Below are 19,086 nucleotides of genomic sequence, written 5' to 3' on the forward strand. Positions count from 1 at the left end.
GTCGTGCAAGGGGCGCAGACCTAATGCTCAAGGTCTGTGCAACGTGCATGCCATGGACGCTTCGGCCAGTGGCTACGGGGGCAACCGCACTTCAGAAGTAGAGGGCTGCTGCTGTAGCAGCAGCCTCCCAGCAACCAATGCTGGACGCGCAACATAGGCTTTCAGGGGGGGCCGGCAAGCCGGCTCCTATAGGGCGATGGCGTCAGGTTGATGGGCGCTGCGCAGGTAGGTGTGGTACAGCGCTGCATAGGGCCCGGCCTGTCCGATCAATTGCTGGTGTGGCCCCAGTTCCGCCACTTGGCCGTGGCGTACGACGGCAATCCGGTCGGCATCCCGAATTGTTGTCAGGCGGTGGGCGATGATGATTGCCGTGCGCCCCTCGCACAGACGTCGCAAGGCTCGTTGGATACGCCGTTCGGTATGAATATCGACCGCCGACGTCGCCTCATCCAGTACCAGCACCGCCGGGTCCGCCAGGTACGCGCGCACCAGGCACACCAGTTGCCGCTGGCCATGGCTCAGATGAGCCCCCAGCGGCCCTACTTCAGTGTGGTATTGATGGGGCAGGCGTTCCAGCACTTCATCGGCGCCCAGTTCACGGGCAGCGGCGACCAGCGTTGCATCATCGGCATGGGGCGCGGCCAGGCGCAGGTTGGCGAGGATGCTGCCGCTGAACAGCACATTGTCCTGCAACACCACGCCCACATGGCGACGCAAGGTGTGTTGCGCCAGGTCGCGCACATTGATGCCGTCGAGTCGCACGGCTCCGGCTTGGACTTCGTAGAAGCGTGTCAGCAGTTGCACCAAGGTGCTTTTGCCGTGGCCGGACGGACCGACGATCGCCAGCACTTCTCCGGCTGGAATATACAGGTTCAAGCCTTTGATGACGGGCGCCTGACCATAACCGAACTCCACTTGGTCAAACTGTACTTCCCCGCGAGCGCGTTCCAATGCGCGGGGGGTGGCGCTGTCGACGATCTGCGGGCGCGTGTCAAGCAACAGGAAGATCCGCTGGGCCGACGCCGAACCCGTGGCGTAGCGTTCAAACAGGTCCGAGAGCTCCTGCAATGGCCCCAGGAACAGAAACACGTAGAACAGGCTTTCTGCCACCTGGCCGACACTGACGTCACCCGCCGCCAACCCATACGCACCCGCCAGCAATAACAGCGCGATGCCTGCTGAACTGAGCAGTGCGGTAAACGGTGCAAACCACGACGAGCGCAAACTGCCGCGAATCAGTGCATGGTTGAAATCATCCAGCAGCACGCGATAGCGCTGCAGGTTCGGCGCTTCCTGGGCGCACTGTTGCAGCAAGCGCGCACCGCTGACACTTTCCACCAAGTGCGCGGTAAAGCGGCTGCGGTTCTCTGCGACCTTGGCCCAGTTGCGCTGGGAAATACGCTTGAAGCTCCATGTCGCGAGCACCAGCAATGGCACCGTCGCCACCAGACTGAGGAAGAACCGTGGGTCGATGCGCCAGAGCATCACCGAAGCCAGGCCGCAGCGCAGCACGGCGCCCAGCAACTCCGGCGGACCCTGGATCACCAGCGGTTCGAGGGCGTCCACATCGCGGTCGACCCGGGAAATGATGCGCCCTGCACGGGTCTGGTCGAAGTAGCTCACGCTCAGGTTCTGCACATGGGCAAATACCTGCACGCGCAAGGCATTCAACACGCGGATCGCCGCGCCGCCGGCAACAAACTGCGAGACCCCGGCCAGCAGGAAACGCGCCAGCCAACTGGTCGCCAGGCCCAGGCCCAGCCATAGCACCAGGTGTTCATCCAGCAACCAGTGATCGGCTTGCCGGATCAACCCTCGGTCCAGCAGCTCGCGCACAAACCAGGGCCGCAGGAACACGGTGAACACCAGTAGGATCTCAATGCCGATAACAGCCGCAATCTGCCGACGGATCGGTCGCAGCAACGGCAGCAAGCGTTTGAACATGCCACGATCAAGGGCCTTTTTCGCCAGCATTTCTTCGATTTCGATATCGCTCAAGGCTTTGCCTGGCAGCGGGTTAGCCATGGTCTATCCCCAGCAGGTCGCGGTAGTGCGCATTGGTTGATTGCAGTTCAGCATGGGGGCCTTGGGCGGTGATCCTGCCTTTGTCCAGCATCAGCACGCGGTCGGCCAGCAGGATGGTCGAGAGCTTGCTGGAGATCACCAGCACCGTGGTGCCGCGCAGGTGTCGCAGGTTGTGCAGCACCTGGCGCTCGCTGATGGCGTCGAGGGCGCTGGTGGCGTCGTCCAGGCACAGGATGTCGGGTTTGCCGAGCAGCGCGCGGGCCAGGCACAGGCGTTGGCGCTGGCCGCCGGATAAGGTCACGCCCCTATCGCCGAGAGGGGTTTCAAGGCCCTGGGGCAGGCGCTGCAGGACATCTTCAGCAGCGGCTTGATGCAACGCTTCGCGCAGTTCTTCGTCAGTGGCATTAGGCGCGGTCAGGCGCAGGTTGGACGCCAGGCTGCCGGCAAACAGGAAACTCTCCTGGGGTACCACATGCACCCGCTGACGCAGCGGGCCCAGTTGCAGGTCACGGATGTCCTGCCAGCCGTCGTTGTCCGAACCGAGCAACAGGCGCCCGGCGGTCACATCGCTCAGGCGTGGCAGCAAGCTGGCGAGCAGGCTCTTACCGGTACCGGTTGCGCCCACTAGCGCGACGATTTCACCCGGCTGCAAGGTCAGCGAACAGCCGTGCAAAATGTCGCGGCCACCACCGGGCGCGGTCACGCTGACCTGTTCCAGCTTAAGTCCCAGCGGGCTGGCGGGTAGGGTGGCAGCACCGCTGCGGATCGCGGCCGGGGCGTCCAGCAGTTGCCAGATGCGTTCGGCACTGGCGCGGGCATCGGCGAAGGTCTGCATTACCCGGCCGATGCCCTCTATACGAAACACCAAGGTGGTGGCGATCAGCAGCGAAGTGACCAATTCGCCGATTCCCAGTTGACCGGTCGCCACCAGGTGCGCGCCGTATACCAGGATCCACACGTGACCCAGCGCCACTACCGCCTGGGGCAGCGGAATACGTGAGCTGGAATAAGCCAGGGCCTGGCGCGCCAACGCAGCAAACACCGCCACCTGATCGGCAAAGCCCTGGATACGCCGCTGTTCCAGGGCGAACGACTTGATCACCCGTACGCCGCCAATGCCTTCGCTCAGGTCCTGGTTGACCCGGTCATAGGCGCTACCGACCGCGCGATCCAGGCTCACCAGCTGTTCGGTCTGGCGCACGAAAATCGCCAAGCCGGTCACCGTCAGCAATAGCGGCACCAGCCCCAGCAGCGGGTTGTACCAGCTCAGCAGGCCAACCGTGGCCAGCACCACCAGCGGTGTCTCTACCAACTGCCGCCAGAAGGTGATCAACGCGTCGCGCACTTTGTCGGCATCACGGGTGGTGCGGGTGATCATTTCACCCATGCCGTGCTGCCAGTGATAGCCCAGGTGCAGGCTTTGCACCTGGGCCAGGATGCGTTCGCGCAGGCGCGTCAGCAGTTCCTGGCTGATCACCAGCGACAACACGCTGGCGACGTATTGCAGCACGCCACGGCCCAGGGCCACGGCCAGCATCAGGCCCAGCCAGTACCAGCCAAGGCCGGCATCCAGGCTGCCGTCGCCGAGGCGTACCACTGCACGCCCGGCGCTCACGTCATTGACTGCATGGCCGATCAGCCATTGCTGCCAGACCAGGCCCAGGTTGATGGCCACGTACAGCGCCGCCACCAGGGTGAATCGCCAGGGCATTTCCCTATAGATCGCCAGGCTGCGTAGAAGAGGGTGTCGTTCGATCATGAAAAGCTCATTGGCATAAACGGCGTATAGGGGCACACATAAAAACCCTGAGGTGAGTTATTTGCGTGTAGCGCCCTGGGTTTCCTTGGCGTTGAGGATCGCGGTGTATTCACCGGGGTCCACGCCATTGAGGTAGTAGTTGCCCACATGGTGCAGGCGCCAGCGGATCGGGTCGTGGGTGGTGTGCACCCGGGCATTGCGCCAGAAGCGGTCGAGGTTCCATTTGCTCAGCGATGAACTGGCCCCCAGCAGCGAGAAGATATCGCTGGAGATCTTCAGCGAGGCGCTGTCCGAATGGGCACGGGCAGTGGCCACCGAAAGGATCAGCTCGTCTTGCAGCTCTTTGTTTTCCGGGTCTTGCTCATGGCGGTCAAATATCCGGGCCGCATCGCGCAGCAGGGATTCAGCGGCGCGCAGGGCCACGGCGTATTCGCCAATCTGTTTGATGATGTGCGGCTCTTCATTGGCATGGTCTACGCCGCTTTCCACCCAAGGCCGAGCGTTGTGCTTGAGGTAATCGACGGCCGCCGACAACGCGCCGGCCGCGATACCGGTATCAATGGCCGCGTGAAGGATCTGCGGGAAGGTCAACCCCGTACGCTTCATTGGGCCCTTGCGGCGTGAAACAAAATCGTCATCCAGCACGATATTGTCGAAGTTCACCGTGCCACTCACCGAGTTGTTCTGGCCGAAGGCGTCCCAGTCGTCCACCAGGGTCAGGCCTGGCGTGTTGCGGTTGAGCAATACGCCGGCACCGCCGTCTTCGGATGCGGCCGTGAGGGAGATCCATTCGGCCAGGTAAGAGCCCGTGGAGTAGAACTTGCTGCCATTGAGTATCAGGGCGCCGTCCTCGCGGCGTTCGACGCGGGTCTTGAGGGCGAACTTGTTCTTGCCGCCTACCTCGGCCAGGGCGTTGCCGAAACGCTTGCCAGCCAGGACATCGCTGACCAGTCGATCGCGTACTGCGTCCGGGTAACCGTTGAAAATCCCGCGCAGCATCACATTGTGGATTTGCAGCAATTGCCCGACGCCGCCGTCGGCCACCGAAATGATGCGCACGGTTTCGACGATGGTCTGCACCGATGCGCCCAGGCCGCCGAAGGCCTTGGGTACACCGATGGCGGTGATGCCGCTTTCGGACAGCAATTGCGCCTGGCGCCAGGGCAGTTGGCCATTTTGCTGGGTGTCGGCGGCAATGCTGGCGATCTCCACGGCGATTTCTCTGGCGGCGTCGATGGCCTCGGTTTCGCTGTGCAGGTGGCGGGCGGGCGCCTGTTCATACGTTGTCATTCATTCATCCTTTGGTTTGCCCCGTTCCCCCTATGGTTGTGCGTCATCGTTGACGAACATCGCCGGCAAGCCGGCTCCTACGGGGAGGTTGGTGTTGGGAGGGCTTGAGCAAGTTCTGCGCCAACGAGCAAACCCCTGCTGTACGGGGTAGGGGGCGTGCCGGTTTGCTGCTGGGGAAGCAGTGTCGTGAAACGGCTGCTGGAAGAGCAGCAGTGCTGTTGGCAGGCCAGCAGTCGCGTTTGGATGTTTGTTTCCATGTCCTTGTAAACCGGGGCTTTGAGCGATTGGCACGCCCTCTGCAATACCGTCTCCACTGACTTGCCCAATTTAATGGAGCTGCCCATGACACTTTCCGCTGTCCTGCCCACGCCTGAGCTGGAGCAGATCTGGTTTACCCGTTGCCCGGTGCCGACTGCGTCCGGCATCGCCTACAAGCTGGGCTGGTTGACCGAGGAGTTCGCCCCCGACGGCCTGCCGGTGTCCACCTTGCAGGAGGCGCGTCAGTTGGGCCGGCACCATTACGATCACGATTTGCCGGGACTGTTTCGCGAAGGCGGCAACGTCCCTGCATTGGCCGCACGTGCTGCGGGTGCGCCGAGCCGCTTGATCGGCCTGACCTGGATCGAGGAATGGCAGACCATCCTGGTCCGCCCGGACTCCGGCATCACCCGTCCCGCAGACCTCAAAGGCAAGCGCCTGGCCCTGCCGGCCTGGGGTGAAAACCGTCCTGGCAGTATCGCCCGCGCCATGAGCCTGCATGGCTATAAGGGCGCATTGAGCCTGGCCGGCCTGGGCTTTGATGATGTGGAACTGGTGGAAGTGGCATTGCAGGACCAGGAACAAGCGCCTGACCCGCAGCAAGGTTTGCAGCGCTTGTGGTCCGGCCTGAATTACCTGGTGCGTGGAGAGGTGGATGCGGTTTACGTCAAGGGCGCTTCGGCGGCCGACGCCGCACGCCGCCTGGGGCTGGTGGTGGGGATCGACTTGGACCTGATCGCCGAGCCGCGCTACCGCATCAACAACGGCACGCCGCGTCCGATCACCGTTCACCAGAGCCTGCTGGACAACCACTTTGACCTGGTGGTGCGCTTTCTCGCGCAAACCCTCAGCGCCGCCGATTGGGCGGCCAACAACCGCGACAGCCTGAACGCCATTCTAGAAGAAGAAACTCGCGCCGGCAGTGCCGGTGTGGCCGAGGCTTATCGCGGTGATTTCCACACCACCCTGGCGCCGGAGCTGTCTGCCCAGCGCCTGGAATGCCTCGACATCCAGAAAGATTTCCTCTACCTGCACGGCTTCCTGGAGCGCGATTTTGCCATCGCCGACTGGGTCGACCCGCGCCCCCTGCAAGCTGCCCATGAACTGTTGGCCAAGCGCCGCACCTGAATCCGGAGAATCCCCATGACTGCCATTGCCCACGCACAACCGATCAGCCAGGAACTGCAAACCTTTATCGATAAGGTCCTGCTGGAAGCCGAAGAAGCCTTCACCGTATTCCGTGAAACAAACACTATCACCGCTGCTGGGACCGTCGGCTTTATCGAACGCGTACCTGGCCAGGAACTGTTGGTGTCGGTGAACTACGCAGGTCCCTGGAACTACCGCAAACCGCTGCAAGCCACGGTTACCGACTTTGCCGGCAACGTGGTTTTTGGCAAGGGCAAGGGCGGTCTGGGGCGCTACACCAAGCTGTTCCAGCAACACCCGGATGTGACCACTGTGTCCCACGTGCATTCGCCGTACCTGGGCGCCTGGGCCCAGACCCACCGCACCTTGCCATTCCATTACGTGCCGGTGCAGCGCTACCAGTTGGCCCGTGAACTGCCGGTGTATATCGACCGTCGCCAACAGGAAGTGGACTTTATCCTCGACAAAATCGCCGAGAACCCCTTCAACCTGGCGATCCTGGAGGCCAATGGCGGCTCTACCGTGTGGGGCAAGCAAGGCCTGCGCGCTACCGCCGAATTCATCCTGTTGCTCGAGGAGGGTGCACAACTGCAATTGCTTGCCGATGCGCTCGGTGGCTCACGGGCCTACGGGCCGGGCGTGTTGACCCAGCAATGGAAAATGAGCGGCCTGTTCGAACAAGCCACGGCACTGGGCCTGGTCCCGGCCATCGACCGCCGCTAACGCCATACCAGCTCCCACAGGGTTCTCTATTTCAAGGATGTTTTTTATGGCTGTAAAAATTCTTTGGTACTTGACCACGCCCGATGGCCCGTACCCATGGGAGCCGGAAGGCCGTTGGAACACTGATTTCCAGCACCTCAAACAGCTCGCCGTGGCCAGTGATCGCCTTGGCTACTACGGTTCGCTGCTCGGTTCCAGCCCCAATGAAAGCCTGGCGGTGGCCGCGTCGTTGGTCGACGCCACCCAGCGCCTGCGTTTTCTGGTGGCGCAGCACCCGGGCGAGTTATCGCCAGCGGTGTTGGCCAAGTGGGCGCTGACCTTCGATCAGTTCTCCAATGGCCGCCTGCTGTTCAACGTGGTCAATGGCAATGACGCAGGCCTTGCGACACTTGGGGTGCACTACCCGCATGACGAGCGATACGCCTTCAGCCTGGAATACTGGCGGGCGTTCCAGGGTTTCTATGCCGGCGACACGCGTGGCTATGACGGTGAGTACGTCAAGCTCGCACCGCGTTCGCCGGGCGCAGCCAACCATCCGCTGGGCGGCTGGCATCCGCCTTACCAGAAGCCGGGCATCCCGTTGTGGGGCGCCGGAACCTCAGGGCCCGGCGTCGAGCATTCGGTGCAATTGCTCGACGTGTACCTGAGCTTCGCCAATACTCCGCCAAAACTCGGCGACAAGTTTCGCAAAGTCGCCGCTGAAGCGGCGAAGATCGGTCGCGAACTGACCTTCGGCACACGCTTGCAAATCATCGTGCGCGAGACCGAGGAAGAAGCCTGGGCCCACGCCGAAAGACTCCTGCAACGCACCTCGCTGCAAACTGCGCGCTACGCTATCGAGCGCCAGTTGCCGGCCGGTGTGAGCCTGGAAGATTTCCACAGCGACGACCCGCAGACCCAGCGTAACGTCGAGACCATTCGCGCCGGTCGTTTGCCGACCGCGCGTGAGCTGGAGATCTATCCTAACGTATGGCTTGGCCCGAGCCTGTTCGGTTTCAATATCCTCGGGCCGGCCGCTGGTACCTACTTGGTGGGCAGCGCGGAACAGGTCGCCGAGCGCATCCGCGAATACGAAGCCCAGGGCACTTCCTCGTTCATTCTGTCTGGCTTCCCGCTGATCGATGAAGCCCACCGCGTGGCCGACCTGCTGTTCCCGCTGCTGGACCTGGACCACGGCTTTGAAGCGCCGCGTCTGGGTGTCAGCCCAAAGTCGCCGCAGCGCCAAGAGGCTTGAACCATGAGTGATGGATTTTCTCGCCGGGTGTTTCTTGGCAGCAGCTTGGCCATCGGTGGTGGTTTGCTGTTGGGCGGCTGCGACAGCGGCGCGACGACTCAGGGTGCCGCCGTACTGAGCGGTAAGCCCGTCAGCGGTGGGCGCCTGCGCATTGGGATTATCGATGGCGATCAGTCCGGCAACCTGGATGCCCATAAACCGGTGGGCGGCGGGATCATTCGTGGCTGGGCGTTGTACAGCAAGTTCTGGGAATGGAACACCGATGTCAGCACACGCCTGGCCCTGGCCGAGTTCGCCGAACCGAATGCCGATGCGAGTGCCTGGACTATCCGCATCAAGCCGGGCCTGGAGTTTCACCATGGCAAGACCATCGGCGCTGACGACATGCTGTTTTCGTTGTTGCGCCTTACCGATCCCAAGCTGGCATCGCCGTTTGCCGGCCTGGTCGGTGCCATTGACCGCAATGCCTTACGCAAGCTGGATGAGCGCACCATCGAAATTCGCTTCAAGCAAGGCCAGAGCTTCTTCCCTCTGGATGAAACCCTGATCAGCTTTGGCGGCATCGTCCCCACCGACTATGACCCCATCACCAATCCGGTAGGTGCCGGCCCTTATAGGCTCAAGCGTTTCGTACCCGGCCAGCGCTCGTTGTACACGCGGTTTGAGAACTACTACAAACCCGGCCAGCCTTATGCCGATGAGCTGGAAATCATCGAGTTCAAGGACCAGGTCTCCCGTGTTGCCGCGTTGCGCGCCGGACAGATCGATGTGGCCAGCGGTGTGCAGGCCGAGCACAGTGCGTTGCTCAAGGCCGACTCGCGCTTGTCGTTGTGCGTGTCGCCAAGTACGTCGTTTACCGGTTTCAATCTTAACCTGGCCAAGCCGCCCTTCGATGATGTGCGGGTGCGCCAGGCGTTTCGCTTGCTGGCGGATCGGCGAGAGCTGGTGGACCGTGGCCTCAACGGTTTCGGTCGCATTGCCAATGACCTGTATTCACCTCACGATCCCACCTACGACCATGCGATTGCCCAACGGCCGTATGATCTGGAGCAGGCCCGCTCGCTGCTGCGTCAGGCCGGGCAGACGGATTTGCGCGTGGAACTGACCACCACGCCTGGGCCCGGTGTAAACGCCGCGCTGGTGTTTGCCCAGCAAGCGAAAAAGGCCGGTGTCGAGATACGCGTGACCCAAGTGGATGGCGCTGTGTTCAACGGCCCGCAGCGTGAGCAGTGGCAAGTGTCGCCCGGATCTACGCCGGCCCGGGGTTTTCTGGCCTCGGCACTGCACAACGACGCGCCGCTGGCGATCTACAACCGCAGCAACTTTCATGACCCGCGTTTTGATGACCTCTACCGTAAGGCCCTTGCGCAGCCAGACCTGGAGTTGCGTAAAGGCCTGGTACACGAGGCCCAGCAGATTCAACACGAGCGCGGCGGATTGCTGATTTGGGGCTTCAACGATGTGCTGGACGCCGCCTCGGTCAAGGTCGGCGGTTTGGCACCAGAGCAGACCACCTTTGCTTCCTGGCGGTTTGACGAACTGTGGTTGAAGCATGCTTGAGCCTGCCAATCCTCCACGCACGCCTGCTTGGTTGTCATGGTTTATCGGGCGCCTGGGTTACGGCCTGCTGACGGCCTGGGTTATCAGCCTGGTGGTGTTCATCGCCACCCAGGCCCTGCCATCCGACCCCGCGCGGGTGATCCTCGGCCCGGACGCGCCGCTGGAAAGCATCCTTACCCTGCAACACCAGTTGGGGCTCGACCAGCCCATCCTGTGGCAATACCTGCGCTGGCTCGGCAGCGTCTTGTGCGGAGACCTCGGGGTTTCCCTGGACTCCAACGCGCCGGTCAGCCGTATCCTGTGGGGGCGTTTTGGCTACACACTGGCGTTGCTGGTCGGGGTGATCATCGTGGTAGTGCCTGGCGCACTGGCCCTTGGCGTGGCCCTGGCATTGCGACGCGACAGCTGGCTGGATCGCTGGGGCCTGTCGTTGCTGATCTTTCTGAAAGCCACGCCGGGGTTTCTGTTGGCGATTGGCCTGGTATTGCTGTTTTCCATGCCGCACATGGATTTCTTACCCGCGGTATCGATCCTGGATCCCGACCTGTCGCTGCTGCGCCAACTCAAGTCTCTGGTATTGCCGATATTCGCCTTGAGCCTCACTGCATTGCCGTACCTCACGCGCATGGTAAGGGCCGCCATGATCGAGGCCCAGGAGTCCGACTACGTGATTGCCGCCAGGCTACGCGGCATTGCGCAGCGGCGGATTGTCTGGTGCCATACTTTGCCCAATGCGCTGGTACCGGCGATCCAGGGTGTGGCGCTGACCTTGCGTACGTTGATCGCAGGTGCAGTGCTGGCGGAAGTCATCTTCAGCTATCCCGGTATCGGCACCGCGCTGAACGCCGCGATCCAGATGCGCGACCTGCCGATGATCCAGGCGATTGTGCTGGTGATCACCCTCGCGGTGGTGCTGATCAACCTCCTGGCCGACCTATTGACCGTACTGCTTACACCCAAGCTGCGCACCGCACGGCGGGTGACCCTGATTCAACGCAACCGAAGGGGAATAACCCCGTGGTGGCGCCGTTCCCGAGGTGATGCATGAGTGCCCGTCGATGGTTGGCCGAGCCACAAACACGTAAGGGCGCGTTGATCACTTTGCTGGTGGTGGTCGTGGCGCTGTTGGGGCCTTGGTTGGCACCTCACGGGTCGACGGACATGGTCGGTCCTGTCTACGGCGCGCCTGCAGGTGATGCGTGGCTAGGGTATGACTTCCTGGGGCATGACGTGCTGTCGCGGTTGCTCAGCGGTGGTTTGTCGGTGCTGTGGATGTCGGTCGCAGCCGCCAGTATTGCACTGGCGGTGGGGACTACGTTGGGGTTGCTGGCGGGTTTGTCGCGTCGGCGCCTGGATCAGTTTATTACCTGGTCGGCGGATGTGTCCCTGGCGTTCCCCGACCTGATTCTGGTGCTGCTGATTGTGTCCATGTTGGGGCGCGCACCGTGGTTGATCGTGCTGACAGTCTCCATCGCCTTTATACCGGGCGTTATCCGTTTGACGCGGGCGAGTGCGGTAGCAGTGGCAGGTCAGGAGTTCGTTGAAGCGGCGCAAATGATGGGCTATTCGCGACGCCGAATTCTGTTCAAGGAGATCCTGCCGAACATCCTCACGCCCCTGCTGGTGCATTTCGGCAACATGCTGACCTGGGGTGTGGGCATGCTGTCGGGCCTGAGTTTTCTTGGCTACGGTGTGGCGCCACCCACCGCTGACTGGGGGCTGATGATCAATGAAAACCAGGCCGGTCTGCTGGTGCAACCCTGGGCCGTATTGGCTCCGGCGGTGCTGATCGGTGTGTTTGCCTACGGCACCAATATTTTGGCTGAAGGCATCGGCCGCAGCAGCGCAAGGCTGGGAGACAGACAAGCATGAATGCGATGACCGAAATCGACGCCGGGGTGTTGCAGGTCCGCGACCTGCGGGTGGAATTGCCGGGGCAGGTGGATGTGGTGTCGGGCATCTCGTTCAGCCTGGCTGCCGGGGAAATTCTCGGTTTGGTGGGGGAGTCGGGCTCGGGCAAGACCACCTTGGCGACTGCGTTGCTGGCACATGCCCGGCGCGGTGCACGGATTGTCGGCGGGCAGGTGCACGTAGGTGACCAGGCATTGCTGAGCCTGGAAGGCGAAGCCTTGCGCCGTGCCCGTGGCAGCCTGATCGGTTATGTCGCCCAGGACCCGGCCACCGCGCTCAATCCGGCACTGCGCATCGGTCACCTGTTGCGTGAGACCCTGGCGGCGCATCCTTCTGGGCTTGACCGCGAGGCGCAACAGCAGCGCCTCATCGAGACCCTGCGTGATGTCGGCTTGCCGGACGATCACGGGTTTCTGCGGCGCTTTCCCCATCAACTGTCCGGAGGCCAGCAGCAACGGGTGATGCTGGCGCTGGCTTTTGTGCTGCGCCCGCGCCTGATCGTGCTGGACGAGCCGACCACTGCGCTGGACGTCAGCACCCAGGCGCATATCCTCGCCACGTTGCGTCGGCTGTGCAAAAGCCAGGGCGTAGCGGCGGTGTATGTGTCCCACGACCTGGCGGTGATCAAGGACCTGGTGGACCGGGTGATGGTGATGTACGCCGGGCGCATCGTTGAAACGGCGACGCGGGATGAGTTGTTCAGTCGACCGTCCCATCCCTATACCCGAGGGTTGCTGGCGGCGATTCCGGATGTGGCGGGACGGCGCGAATTGACGGCGATTGCCGGGCATGCACCGGCGCCGGGGCGTCGGCCCCAGGGGTGCAGTTTCGGGCCGCGTTGTGAGCGGTTTACGGCTGGGTGCGCGGTGGCTGAGCCGTTATTGCAGATGAACGCGGCCGGTCGTGGGGTGGCTTGCCTGGCGCCTCACGATCAGGCGTTACAGGTCAAGGCACTCGCGCCAATTGCGGCCTTGAAGGGGCGGGTAGAACTGCCACTGCTGTCGGTCAGTGGCTTGAACGTCGCCTATGACCGGCAGGTATTGTTCGATGTCTCGTTGCAGGTGCAGCCGGGTGAATGCCTGGCGATTGTGGGTGAGTCGGGCTCGGGCAAGACCAGCCTGGCGCGGGCTATTGCTGGCCTTGGGGAGAATGCCGAAGGGGCACTGGACTACGCCGGCCGGCATTTACCGTTGCACGCCCGCCAGCGCGATGCAGGCCTGCGCCACCAGATTCAATACATCTTCCAGAATCCATATCGCGCGTTGAACCCACGGCAAACCGTGTACCAGACTCTGAGCGCGCCACTGGCGCATTTCTTCGGCGTAAAAGGGGCGCCAGCACGGGAGCGAGTGGAAGCCGTGCTCAAGCGTGTGTCACTGCCGGGATCAGTCGCCGGCCTCTATCCCCACAGCCTGTCAGGTGGTGAACGCCAGCGAGTGGCCATCGCCCGTGCGTTGTTGTGCGAGCCCAGGTTGCTGATCTGCGATGAAATCACCTCGGCATTGGACGTATCGGTACAGGCGTCGATCCTGGACCTGCTGCGCCAGCTACAGCGTGAAGGGTTGACGATGTTATTCGTGACCCACGACCTGGGCGTGGTGCGGGCAATTGCCGATCGGGTGCTGGTGTTGAAGGTGGGAAGGGTGGTGGAGCAGGGGGCCGTTGATGATGTATTGGATCATCCGCAGGCGGTGTATACGCGGACGTTGTTGGAGCATTCGCCGTCGTTGAGGTGAATGGCACTGCTGCGCAGTAATCGCCGGCAAGCAGGTCCCTACAGGTGCACAAAGCCCTTGTAGGGGACACCTTGCCGGCGATGGCATCCGCCGTCGTTAAGCAATTTTTGCCTTGCGTCGCAACGCCTCTTCACGCACCGCGGGGATAATCCACCGCCCATAATCCACTGTGTCGTACAGCGGGTCATAACCACGGTTCAAAAACGTGGTAACGCCCAGGTCCACATAGTCCAACAGCGCCTGTGCCACTGTTTCCGGTGTACCCACCAGCGCGGTGGTATCGCCATAAGCGCCCACCGCAGTCGCCGTCGGCATCCACAACGCGCGATCATGACGATCACCCAACGCCGCAGCTGCTAACAGACGTTCTGAGCCGGTGCCTTTGATCCGCTTCTGCCACGGACTGCCTGCGGCAAACTGTGGATTGGCTTTGATCTGCTCCAGGATTTGCTCGGCGCGTTGCCAGGCTAATGCCTCTGTTGCCCCCAAAATCAGCCGTACCGACAAACTGACCCGTGGCGCTTCAACACCCGCTGTTAACGCAGCCGCCTTCAGCTTGGCAATTTGCTCAGCCACGCCGCTTAACGGCTCGCCCCACAGCGCATACAGGTCCGCATGCTTCACCGCGATCTGATAGGCAATGTCGGAAGAACCACCAAACGAGATTGGAATATGCGGCTGTTGCAACGGTTTGACCGGTGAAAACGCGCCCTTGATGTTGAAGTACTCACCTTCGAAATCGAACGGCTCTTCGGCCGTCCAAGTGCGTCGCACAATCTCCAGATATTCATCGGTACGCCTGTAGCGTTGGGTCTTGTCCAGCAGGAAGTCGCCTTCCTGTGGCTCGGCTGTGATGCCGGTAATCGCGTGCAACCGAATGCGCCCGCCGCCAGTGGTGTGGTCCAGCGTGGCAAACGAGCGGGCAGCGACGGTCGGCGCGGTGAGGCCGGGACGATGGGCGATCATCAAGCCCAATCGCTCAGTGTGCGCCGCCGCATACGCGGCAATTTGCAGGCTGTCGGCACTGCCGGGGCCGCTGGCGATCAGCACGCGGTCGAAGCCTGCATGTTCATGGGCCCGGGCATGGTGACGGATAAAGTCGAGGTCGAAATCCGGGCTGCGAACGCCACGGGTTTCGGACCACTGGCGAGGGAAAATCATGCCGACAAATTCAATAGACATAGCGTGCTCCTGGTGCGGATCAGAATTGATAGTCGACCTGGGCCAACACGGTGCGGCCAGGCATGGGTTGCAAAAAGGTGTTGGTGGAACCGGCCAGTCCGCTGACGAAGTTCAGTTCATTGGTCAGGTTCAGCACTCGTAATGTGGTGCTCCATTGCGGTTGGCGGTAGTACACGGCGAGATCGAGGTTGTATTCATTCGGGATCTTTACGGTCTTGCTGAGGTTCAGGTACCAACTGCTGGTCCACCAGCCTGAAAGTTCGGCGCCAAAGCCTGAGTCGAAGCGGTAGTCGACATACCCGCTGGCGGTGTATTCAGGAATCTGCACCGCGTCGTAACGCCCGGATGGCCGCTGGTTGAGGCTATTGTTATCGCCGAACACTGTGCCGTTGTCGGGAATGAACCCCGCTGAGGCAAATCCGGCCTGGGAGGTGAACTCGTTATAGGCGTTGAGCTTGGACAGGTTCAGACCGCTGCGAAGGTGGTCGTCCGGTTGATAGCGTACGGTGGCTTCCACCCCCTTGATCATCAGCCGCGCAATGTTGTTATTGCTGTCAGGCGCCTGGTCGCGGGCTTGTTTGAACGCCGCCAATGTCATGAACAGCTGGTCAGGCACTGCTTCGACCTTTACCCCGACTTCATGCAGCACGCTCAAGCTCTGGAACGCCAGCGGGTTGAGCTGGTTGGCGCCACTGCCGCTGCCCCAGCCAAGGCCGTTGGAAAAGAACCCGGTGTTGACCGCCAACGAGCGGTCGAAGGTGTAGTAAAGCGTGGTGTTTTCAGTCGGTTTTACATACGGGCTGACCTGGAAAGCAAACAGCCGGTAATTGTCGCTATCCTTGCGCCGGTTGCCACCGGCGAGTACGAACGGGTTGTCGATCTCGGCCTCGATCCAGCTGCGGCTGGCGCCAATATTCAAGCCGAAATACTCGCCGTACTTGAGGTTGTGCTGGCTGAACAGGGTCTTGGTGGTCCAGGTGCTTTCAGCGGTGTAGGGCGCCACCGATTCGGCGTAAAGACCGTGCCCAGCTGCATACATGGGCGGCAGGTTGAGCCAGCCGTAGTAGTTGGAGTATTGCGGTACGCCGGGTTGTCCGATCCACGCGCCGTTGCCGCCGGCCGGGTTGCTGGCGTCGAGGCCGAGCAAGTCGCCGGGGTTTTTGCCGGAAGGGTCCTGGGTCAGGTCATAGGCATTGATGGTCGAGCCAAAGCTGTTGTTCGCAGCAATCGACTGGTTGAATTCGCGGCGGTAGATCAGGCCGGTGTTGCTGTCATCGCGCAGCGTCCAGCCGCCCAGCCGGGTCTCGTTGCGCGAGCGGAACTCGAAGCGGTTATCGAAAATGTTGTCCTTCGATTGCACCTGGAATGCGCCCACGGCATCGGTAATGTCCTTGGAACGTTCATAGAACGTGCTGTTGGCTACGGTGATAGTCGGCGACAGGTCGGCCTCGATACGCAGTTGCGTGGTAAAGCGCCGCGAGCTGCTTTCGTCCTCTTTGCGCTGCCCGGTCTGTGATGACAGCGACTGCTCGCCATTGCCCGCCAGCGTCGGGTCATACACCCAGCCACGCAGGCTGCCGGGGTTGGCCTGGGTATTCGGTGAGGCGGTCTGGAAGCTGCCGTCGACCACACTGTATTGGCCCTGGGCGTTGCGTTGGCGTTTTACCCAACCGAGAGTTGGCGCATCGGCGGCGCCCGAAGCCAGTACCGGCGACCACAGGGTACTGCCGTTCTGGATAATCGGCGTGGCGCGCCCGGCGTAGTATTTGCCGTTGTCCACCAGGTCCTGGGTAGCGCGGTTCCAGCCGTGGGTGATGTTGTAGTCGTAGTAGTTGTCGTAGCTGGCGTTCCAGTCGACGCGCACGTTCTCGTTGCGCCAGGCCAACGCGCCATAGAGGGCGTCAAAATTGTTCTCGACATTGTCATAGAAGTCCTCCTGGCGCTGCTTGGTGATGCTCACGCGGTAGGCCAGGTTGTCACTCAGAGGCCCGGTGTTGTCGATGCTGAATTTGTTGGAACTGCGTGAGGTGCCGTCCGGAACCCACGAACCCAGTTCGCCGCTGAGTTTGGTCTTGAACCCGTTGAAGTCGGGTTTCTTGCTCAGATAGTTGACGTAGCCGCCGCTGCCGGATACCGAGCCGTAAGTCACCGAGGACGGGCCGGCAACGATGTCCGCACCTTCATAGGCGTTGAAGTTGGCGGGGTGACGCACGGCGTAACCACGCTGGCCGTCCTGGAAAGTCTCCGAACCCTGGCCACGAAACTGCGGTGCGATCCCCGCGTTTTGCCCGCCGCCCCGAGTGATGCCGGGCGCATATTTGACCAGGTCGTCGGCGCTGTGGATTGCGCCGCTCGCCAATTGCTCGGCATTGATTTGCACCACGGAGCGCGGCGTGTCCAGCACTTTGGTTTCCGTGCCGCCGTACACCGAGGTCGGCGGGCGGGTGGGCAGTGCGTCGTCATCCGACTCGCTGGCGCTTGCCTGCACGGTCACGGTCTGTAGTTGGGTCTCGGTGGCAAAAGCCTGCAGCGGCAGGGTGACTGCCAGCAGCAGGGGTAAACGCAAGGCGATAGCGTGCATGGCAGAAATGACTCCTGTCGAAAAATGGGTATCAATGTGATGCCCCGTAGGCGTCCGGTTGATCGGCGCAAGGCTTGGGGGCCTCATCGCCGGCAAGTCGGGCTCCTGCGGGGAATGAGGTGTCAGGCCGTGTCTTTGAGCCAGAGCTTCTCGAAGCGCCAGGTACTGAACAGCGACTCTTCTGCCTGGGCCCCACCGACGCGCGTGGAAACGCTGTCCAGAAGGTCGGCATAACCCCAGATCAACATGCCGCCGCGTTCGTACTGGATCTGCTGCACCTGATGCACCAGAACCTTGCGTTTTTCCAGGTCGGGCTGGGCCATGGCGGCGAGGAACAGTTCGCTGAATTGCGCGTCGTTGAAGTGGGTCTTGTTGGATACTGCAAAGGGTGCGTCGGTGTGGATTGCACTGGCGAGGAACGGTGCACCGATGCTGCCCCCGGTGCTCAGGGTCCAATCGTTTTTCAGCGGGCCCTGGAAAGTGGCGAGGTCTACTTGCTTGACCTTAAGGGTGACGCCGATGCGCTTGGCCTGCTCAGCCAGCACTAATGCTGAACTCAAGCCTGGGCCCGGGGTGGTGATCAGTTCCACCTCGAGGTTTTCCTGGCCAGCGTCCTTGAGCAATTGCGCTGCGCGCTGAGGGGCGTACGGTCGCGGGCCAAGGCTGTGGTTGAAGGTGGGGTCACTGGGCGCATACAAATCATTGGCCACTCGGCCCTGGCCATTCAGCGCGCGGCGTACCAGTTCTTCACGGTCGGCCAGCAAGCGAAACGCCTCGCGCACCCGCGGATCGTTGAAGGGCGGCTTGTCCAGATTCATATCGAAGGACAGCCAGTTGCCGGTCACCGATTTGATGACCTTCAACCTAGGGTCCTTCTCCAGGATCGGCAGCTGTTCGGTGGGCATCGAGTTGGCCATGTCGATCTGCCCGGCGCGCAGTGCGGCGAGGCGTGAGACCTGATCCTTGAAATCGATGATTTCCAGCTCATCGGCGTACGGCTTACCCTCCTTGTAGTAATTCTCGAAACGCGCGAACAGCGAGCGCTGGCCGGGGGTGAAACTTTTCAGTTTGTAGGGGCCGGCGCCCACTGGATTGGTGACCGGGTGGTAATCCACCGGCACGATACCGCCGAAGTTGACCCAGGTTTCGGCCAGCGGCATATAGCTGCGGCCGTCGCGAAAGTTCAGGCGCACGGTGCGGTTGTCGAGTTTGACCAGGTTGTCGCGGTCTACCCAGTGCAGCAGTGCCGCATACGGCGAGGCCAGTTGCGGATCGGTGAGCCGGCGGATCGAGAACATCAGGTCGTCGGCGTCAATGGTCTTACCGTTGTGAAACTCCAGGCCCGGACGCAAGCGCAGGGTCCAGGTACTGGCATCTGCGTTGGGCTCGGCAAACTCGGCCAGTGCCAAGCGCGGCTGCATTTGCTCATCCCACTCCCACAACTTGCTGTACAGCGCAAAGCCGCGAACGATGCCGCTGCCCACCGGTTTATGCGCGTCCAGGTTGCCGCTCTGGTTGCCGTCGAGAATCCCCAGGCGCAGGCGGCCGCCGTAGCGTGGCTGGTCGCTGCCGGTGGCAGCCGGTGCGTCATTCGGGCCGCAACCCGCCAGCAGCAGTGCGCCGCCGACGGTCGCGCTGTAGCCGAGAAAGTCTCGACGGCTCAGCAGTAAGATCATGG

At 62.0% G+C, this 19,086-nt stretch carries 13 protein-coding genes; 7 read left to right on the forward strand and 6 right to left on the reverse strand.

Annotated features, from left to right (window positions below; all coding sequences use genetic code 11):
• Window positions 1-186: 186 nt before the first annotated feature.
• The 3 genes from TU73_RS11255 to TU73_RS11265 are packed head-to-tail and all read right to left on the reverse strand — an operon-like array spanning window position 187 to window position 5,074.
• The gene (locus TU73_RS11255; protein ID WP_057012241.1) at window positions 187-2,025 is read right to left on the reverse strand and encodes an ABC transporter ATP-binding protein; all 1,839 of its coding nucleotides are present in this window, start codon (window positions 2,023-2,025) and stop codon (window positions 187-189) included.
• Window positions 2,018-3,784: an ABC transporter ATP-binding protein gene (locus TU73_RS11260; RefSeq protein ID WP_057012242.1), complete on the reverse strand. Its 1,767-nt coding sequence runs from the start codon at window positions 3,782-3,784 to the stop codon at window positions 2,018-2,020. Before TU73_RS11260 ends, TU73_RS11255 begins: the two co-directional genes overlap by 8 nt.
• Window positions 3,785-3,841: 57 nt before the next feature.
• Complete coding sequence (locus TU73_RS11265; RefSeq protein WP_057012243.1) at window positions 3,842-5,074, reverse strand: acyl-CoA dehydrogenase family protein; 1,233 nt, start codon at window positions 5,072-5,074, stop codon at window positions 3,842-3,844.
• Between the two features lie 342 nt (window positions 5,075-5,416).
• Between TU73_RS11265 and TU73_RS11270 the strand changes: the two genes are divergently transcribed.
• The 7 genes from TU73_RS11270 to TU73_RS11300 are packed head-to-tail and all read left to right on the forward strand — an operon-like array spanning window position 5,417 to window position 13,645.
• On the forward strand, window positions 5,417-6,460 hold the full coding sequence (locus TU73_RS11270) for an ABC transporter substrate-binding protein (RefSeq protein WP_057012244.1): 1,044 nt from the start codon (window positions 5,417-5,419) through the stop codon (window positions 6,458-6,460).
• A 15-nt stretch (window positions 6,461-6,475) separates the two neighbouring features.
• The gene (locus tag TU73_RS11275; protein WP_057012245.1) at window positions 6,476-7,204 is read left to right on the forward strand and encodes a class II aldolase/adducin family protein; all 729 of its coding nucleotides are present in this window, start codon (window positions 6,476-6,478) and stop codon (window positions 7,202-7,204) included.
• A 46-nt stretch (window positions 7,205-7,250) separates the two neighbouring features.
• The gene (locus tag TU73_RS11280) at window positions 7,251-8,438 is read left to right on the forward strand and encodes an LLM class flavin-dependent oxidoreductase (protein WP_057012246.1); all 1,188 of its coding nucleotides are present in this window, start codon (window positions 7,251-7,253) and stop codon (window positions 8,436-8,438) included.
• A 3-nt stretch (window positions 8,439-8,441) separates the two neighbouring features.
• Window positions 8,442-9,998: an ABC transporter substrate-binding protein gene (locus tag TU73_RS11285; protein ID WP_057012247.1), complete on the forward strand. Its 1,557-nt coding sequence runs from the start codon at window positions 8,442-8,444 to the stop codon at window positions 9,996-9,998.
• Entirely contained in the window at window positions 9,991-11,046 is a 1,056-nt protein-coding gene (locus TU73_RS11290; RefSeq protein WP_057012248.1) for an ABC transporter permease, read from the forward strand. Before TU73_RS11285 ends, TU73_RS11290 begins: the two co-directional genes overlap by 8 nt.
• Window positions 11,043-11,870 (forward strand): ABC transporter permease, encoded by an 828-nt coding sequence (locus TU73_RS11295; RefSeq protein WP_057012249.1) that lies wholly within the window; start codon window positions 11,043-11,045, stop codon window positions 11,868-11,870. The genes TU73_RS11290 and TU73_RS11295 overlap by 4 nt, the downstream gene beginning before the upstream one ends.
• A complete protein-coding gene (locus TU73_RS11300; RefSeq protein ID WP_057012250.1) occupies window positions 11,867-13,645 on the forward strand; it encodes a dipeptide ABC transporter ATP-binding protein in 1,779 nt (592 codons plus the stop codon). Before TU73_RS11295 ends, TU73_RS11300 begins: the two co-directional genes overlap by 4 nt.
• Before the next feature lie 96 nt (window positions 13,646-13,741).
• Here the strand turns inward: TU73_RS11300 and TU73_RS11305 are convergent, their stop codons facing one another.
• From TU73_RS11305 to TU73_RS11315, 3 genes are all read right to left on the reverse strand, one after another.
• A complete protein-coding gene (locus TU73_RS11305; protein ID WP_057012251.1) occupies window positions 13,742-14,827 on the reverse strand; it encodes an LLM class flavin-dependent oxidoreductase in 1,086 nt (361 codons plus the stop codon).
• A gap of 19 nt (window positions 14,828-14,846) precedes the next feature.
• Entirely contained in the window at window positions 14,847-17,408 is a 2,562-nt protein-coding gene (locus TU73_RS11310; protein WP_057012252.1) for a TonB-dependent receptor plug domain-containing protein, read from the reverse strand.
• 122 nt (window positions 17,409-17,530) lie between these two features.
• Window positions 17,531-19,084 carry an ABC transporter substrate-binding protein gene (locus TU73_RS11315; protein ID WP_057012253.1) on the reverse strand — a complete coding sequence of 518 codons (1,554 nt, stop codon included), beginning with the start codon at window positions 19,082-19,084 and terminating at the stop codon, window positions 17,531-17,533.
• Window positions 19,085-19,086: the final 2 nt, after the last annotated feature.

This window comes from Pseudomonas libanensis (assembly GCF_001439685.1).
Lineage (GTDB): Bacteria > Pseudomonadota > Gammaproteobacteria > Pseudomonadales > Pseudomonadaceae > Aquipseudomonas > Aquipseudomonas libanensis.

Excerpts from the sequence above, each read along its gene's own strand:
- TU73_RS11255 (WP_057012241.1), bottom strand. The coding sequence starts at position 2,025 with ATGGCTAACCCGCTGCCAGGCAAAGCCTTGAGCGATATCGAAATCGAA.
- TU73_RS11260 (WP_057012242.1), bottom strand. The coding sequence starts at position 3,784 with ATGATCGAACGACACCCTCTTCTACGCAGCCTGGCGATCTATAGGGAA.
- TU73_RS11265 (WP_057012243.1), bottom strand. The coding sequence starts at position 5,074 with ATGACAACGTATGAACAGGCGCCCGCCCGCCACCTGCACAGCGAAACC.
- TU73_RS11270 (WP_057012244.1), top strand. The coding sequence starts at position 5,417 with ATGACACTTTCCGCTGTCCTGCCCACGCCTGAGCTGGAGCAGATCTGG.
- TU73_RS11275 (WP_057012245.1), top strand. The coding sequence starts at position 6,476 with ATGACTGCCATTGCCCACGCACAACCGATCAGCCAGGAACTGCAAACC.
- TU73_RS11280 (WP_057012246.1), top strand. The coding sequence starts at position 7,251 with ATGGCTGTAAAAATTCTTTGGTACTTGACCACGCCCGATGGCCCGTAC.
- TU73_RS11285 (WP_057012247.1), top strand. The coding sequence starts at position 8,442 with ATGAGTGATGGATTTTCTCGCCGGGTGTTTCTTGGCAGCAGCTTGGCC.
- TU73_RS11290 (WP_057012248.1), top strand. The coding sequence starts at position 9,991 with ATGCTTGAGCCTGCCAATCCTCCACGCACGCCTGCTTGGTTGTCATGG.
- TU73_RS11295 (WP_057012249.1), top strand. The coding sequence starts at position 11,043 with ATGAGTGCCCGTCGATGGTTGGCCGAGCCACAAACACGTAAGGGCGCG.
- TU73_RS11300 (WP_057012250.1), top strand. The coding sequence starts at position 11,867 with ATGAATGCGATGACCGAAATCGACGCCGGGGTGTTGCAGGTCCGCGAC.
- TU73_RS11305 (WP_057012251.1), bottom strand. The coding sequence starts at position 14,827 with ATGTCTATTGAATTTGTCGGCATGATTTTCCCTCGCCAGTGGTCCGAA.
- TU73_RS11310 (WP_057012252.1), bottom strand. The coding sequence starts at position 17,408 with ATGCACGCTATCGCCTTGCGTTTACCCCTGCTGCTGGCAGTCACCCTG.
- TU73_RS11315 (WP_057012253.1), bottom strand. The coding sequence starts at position 19,084 with ATGATCTTACTGCTGAGCCGTCGAGACTTTCTCGGCTACAGCGCGACC.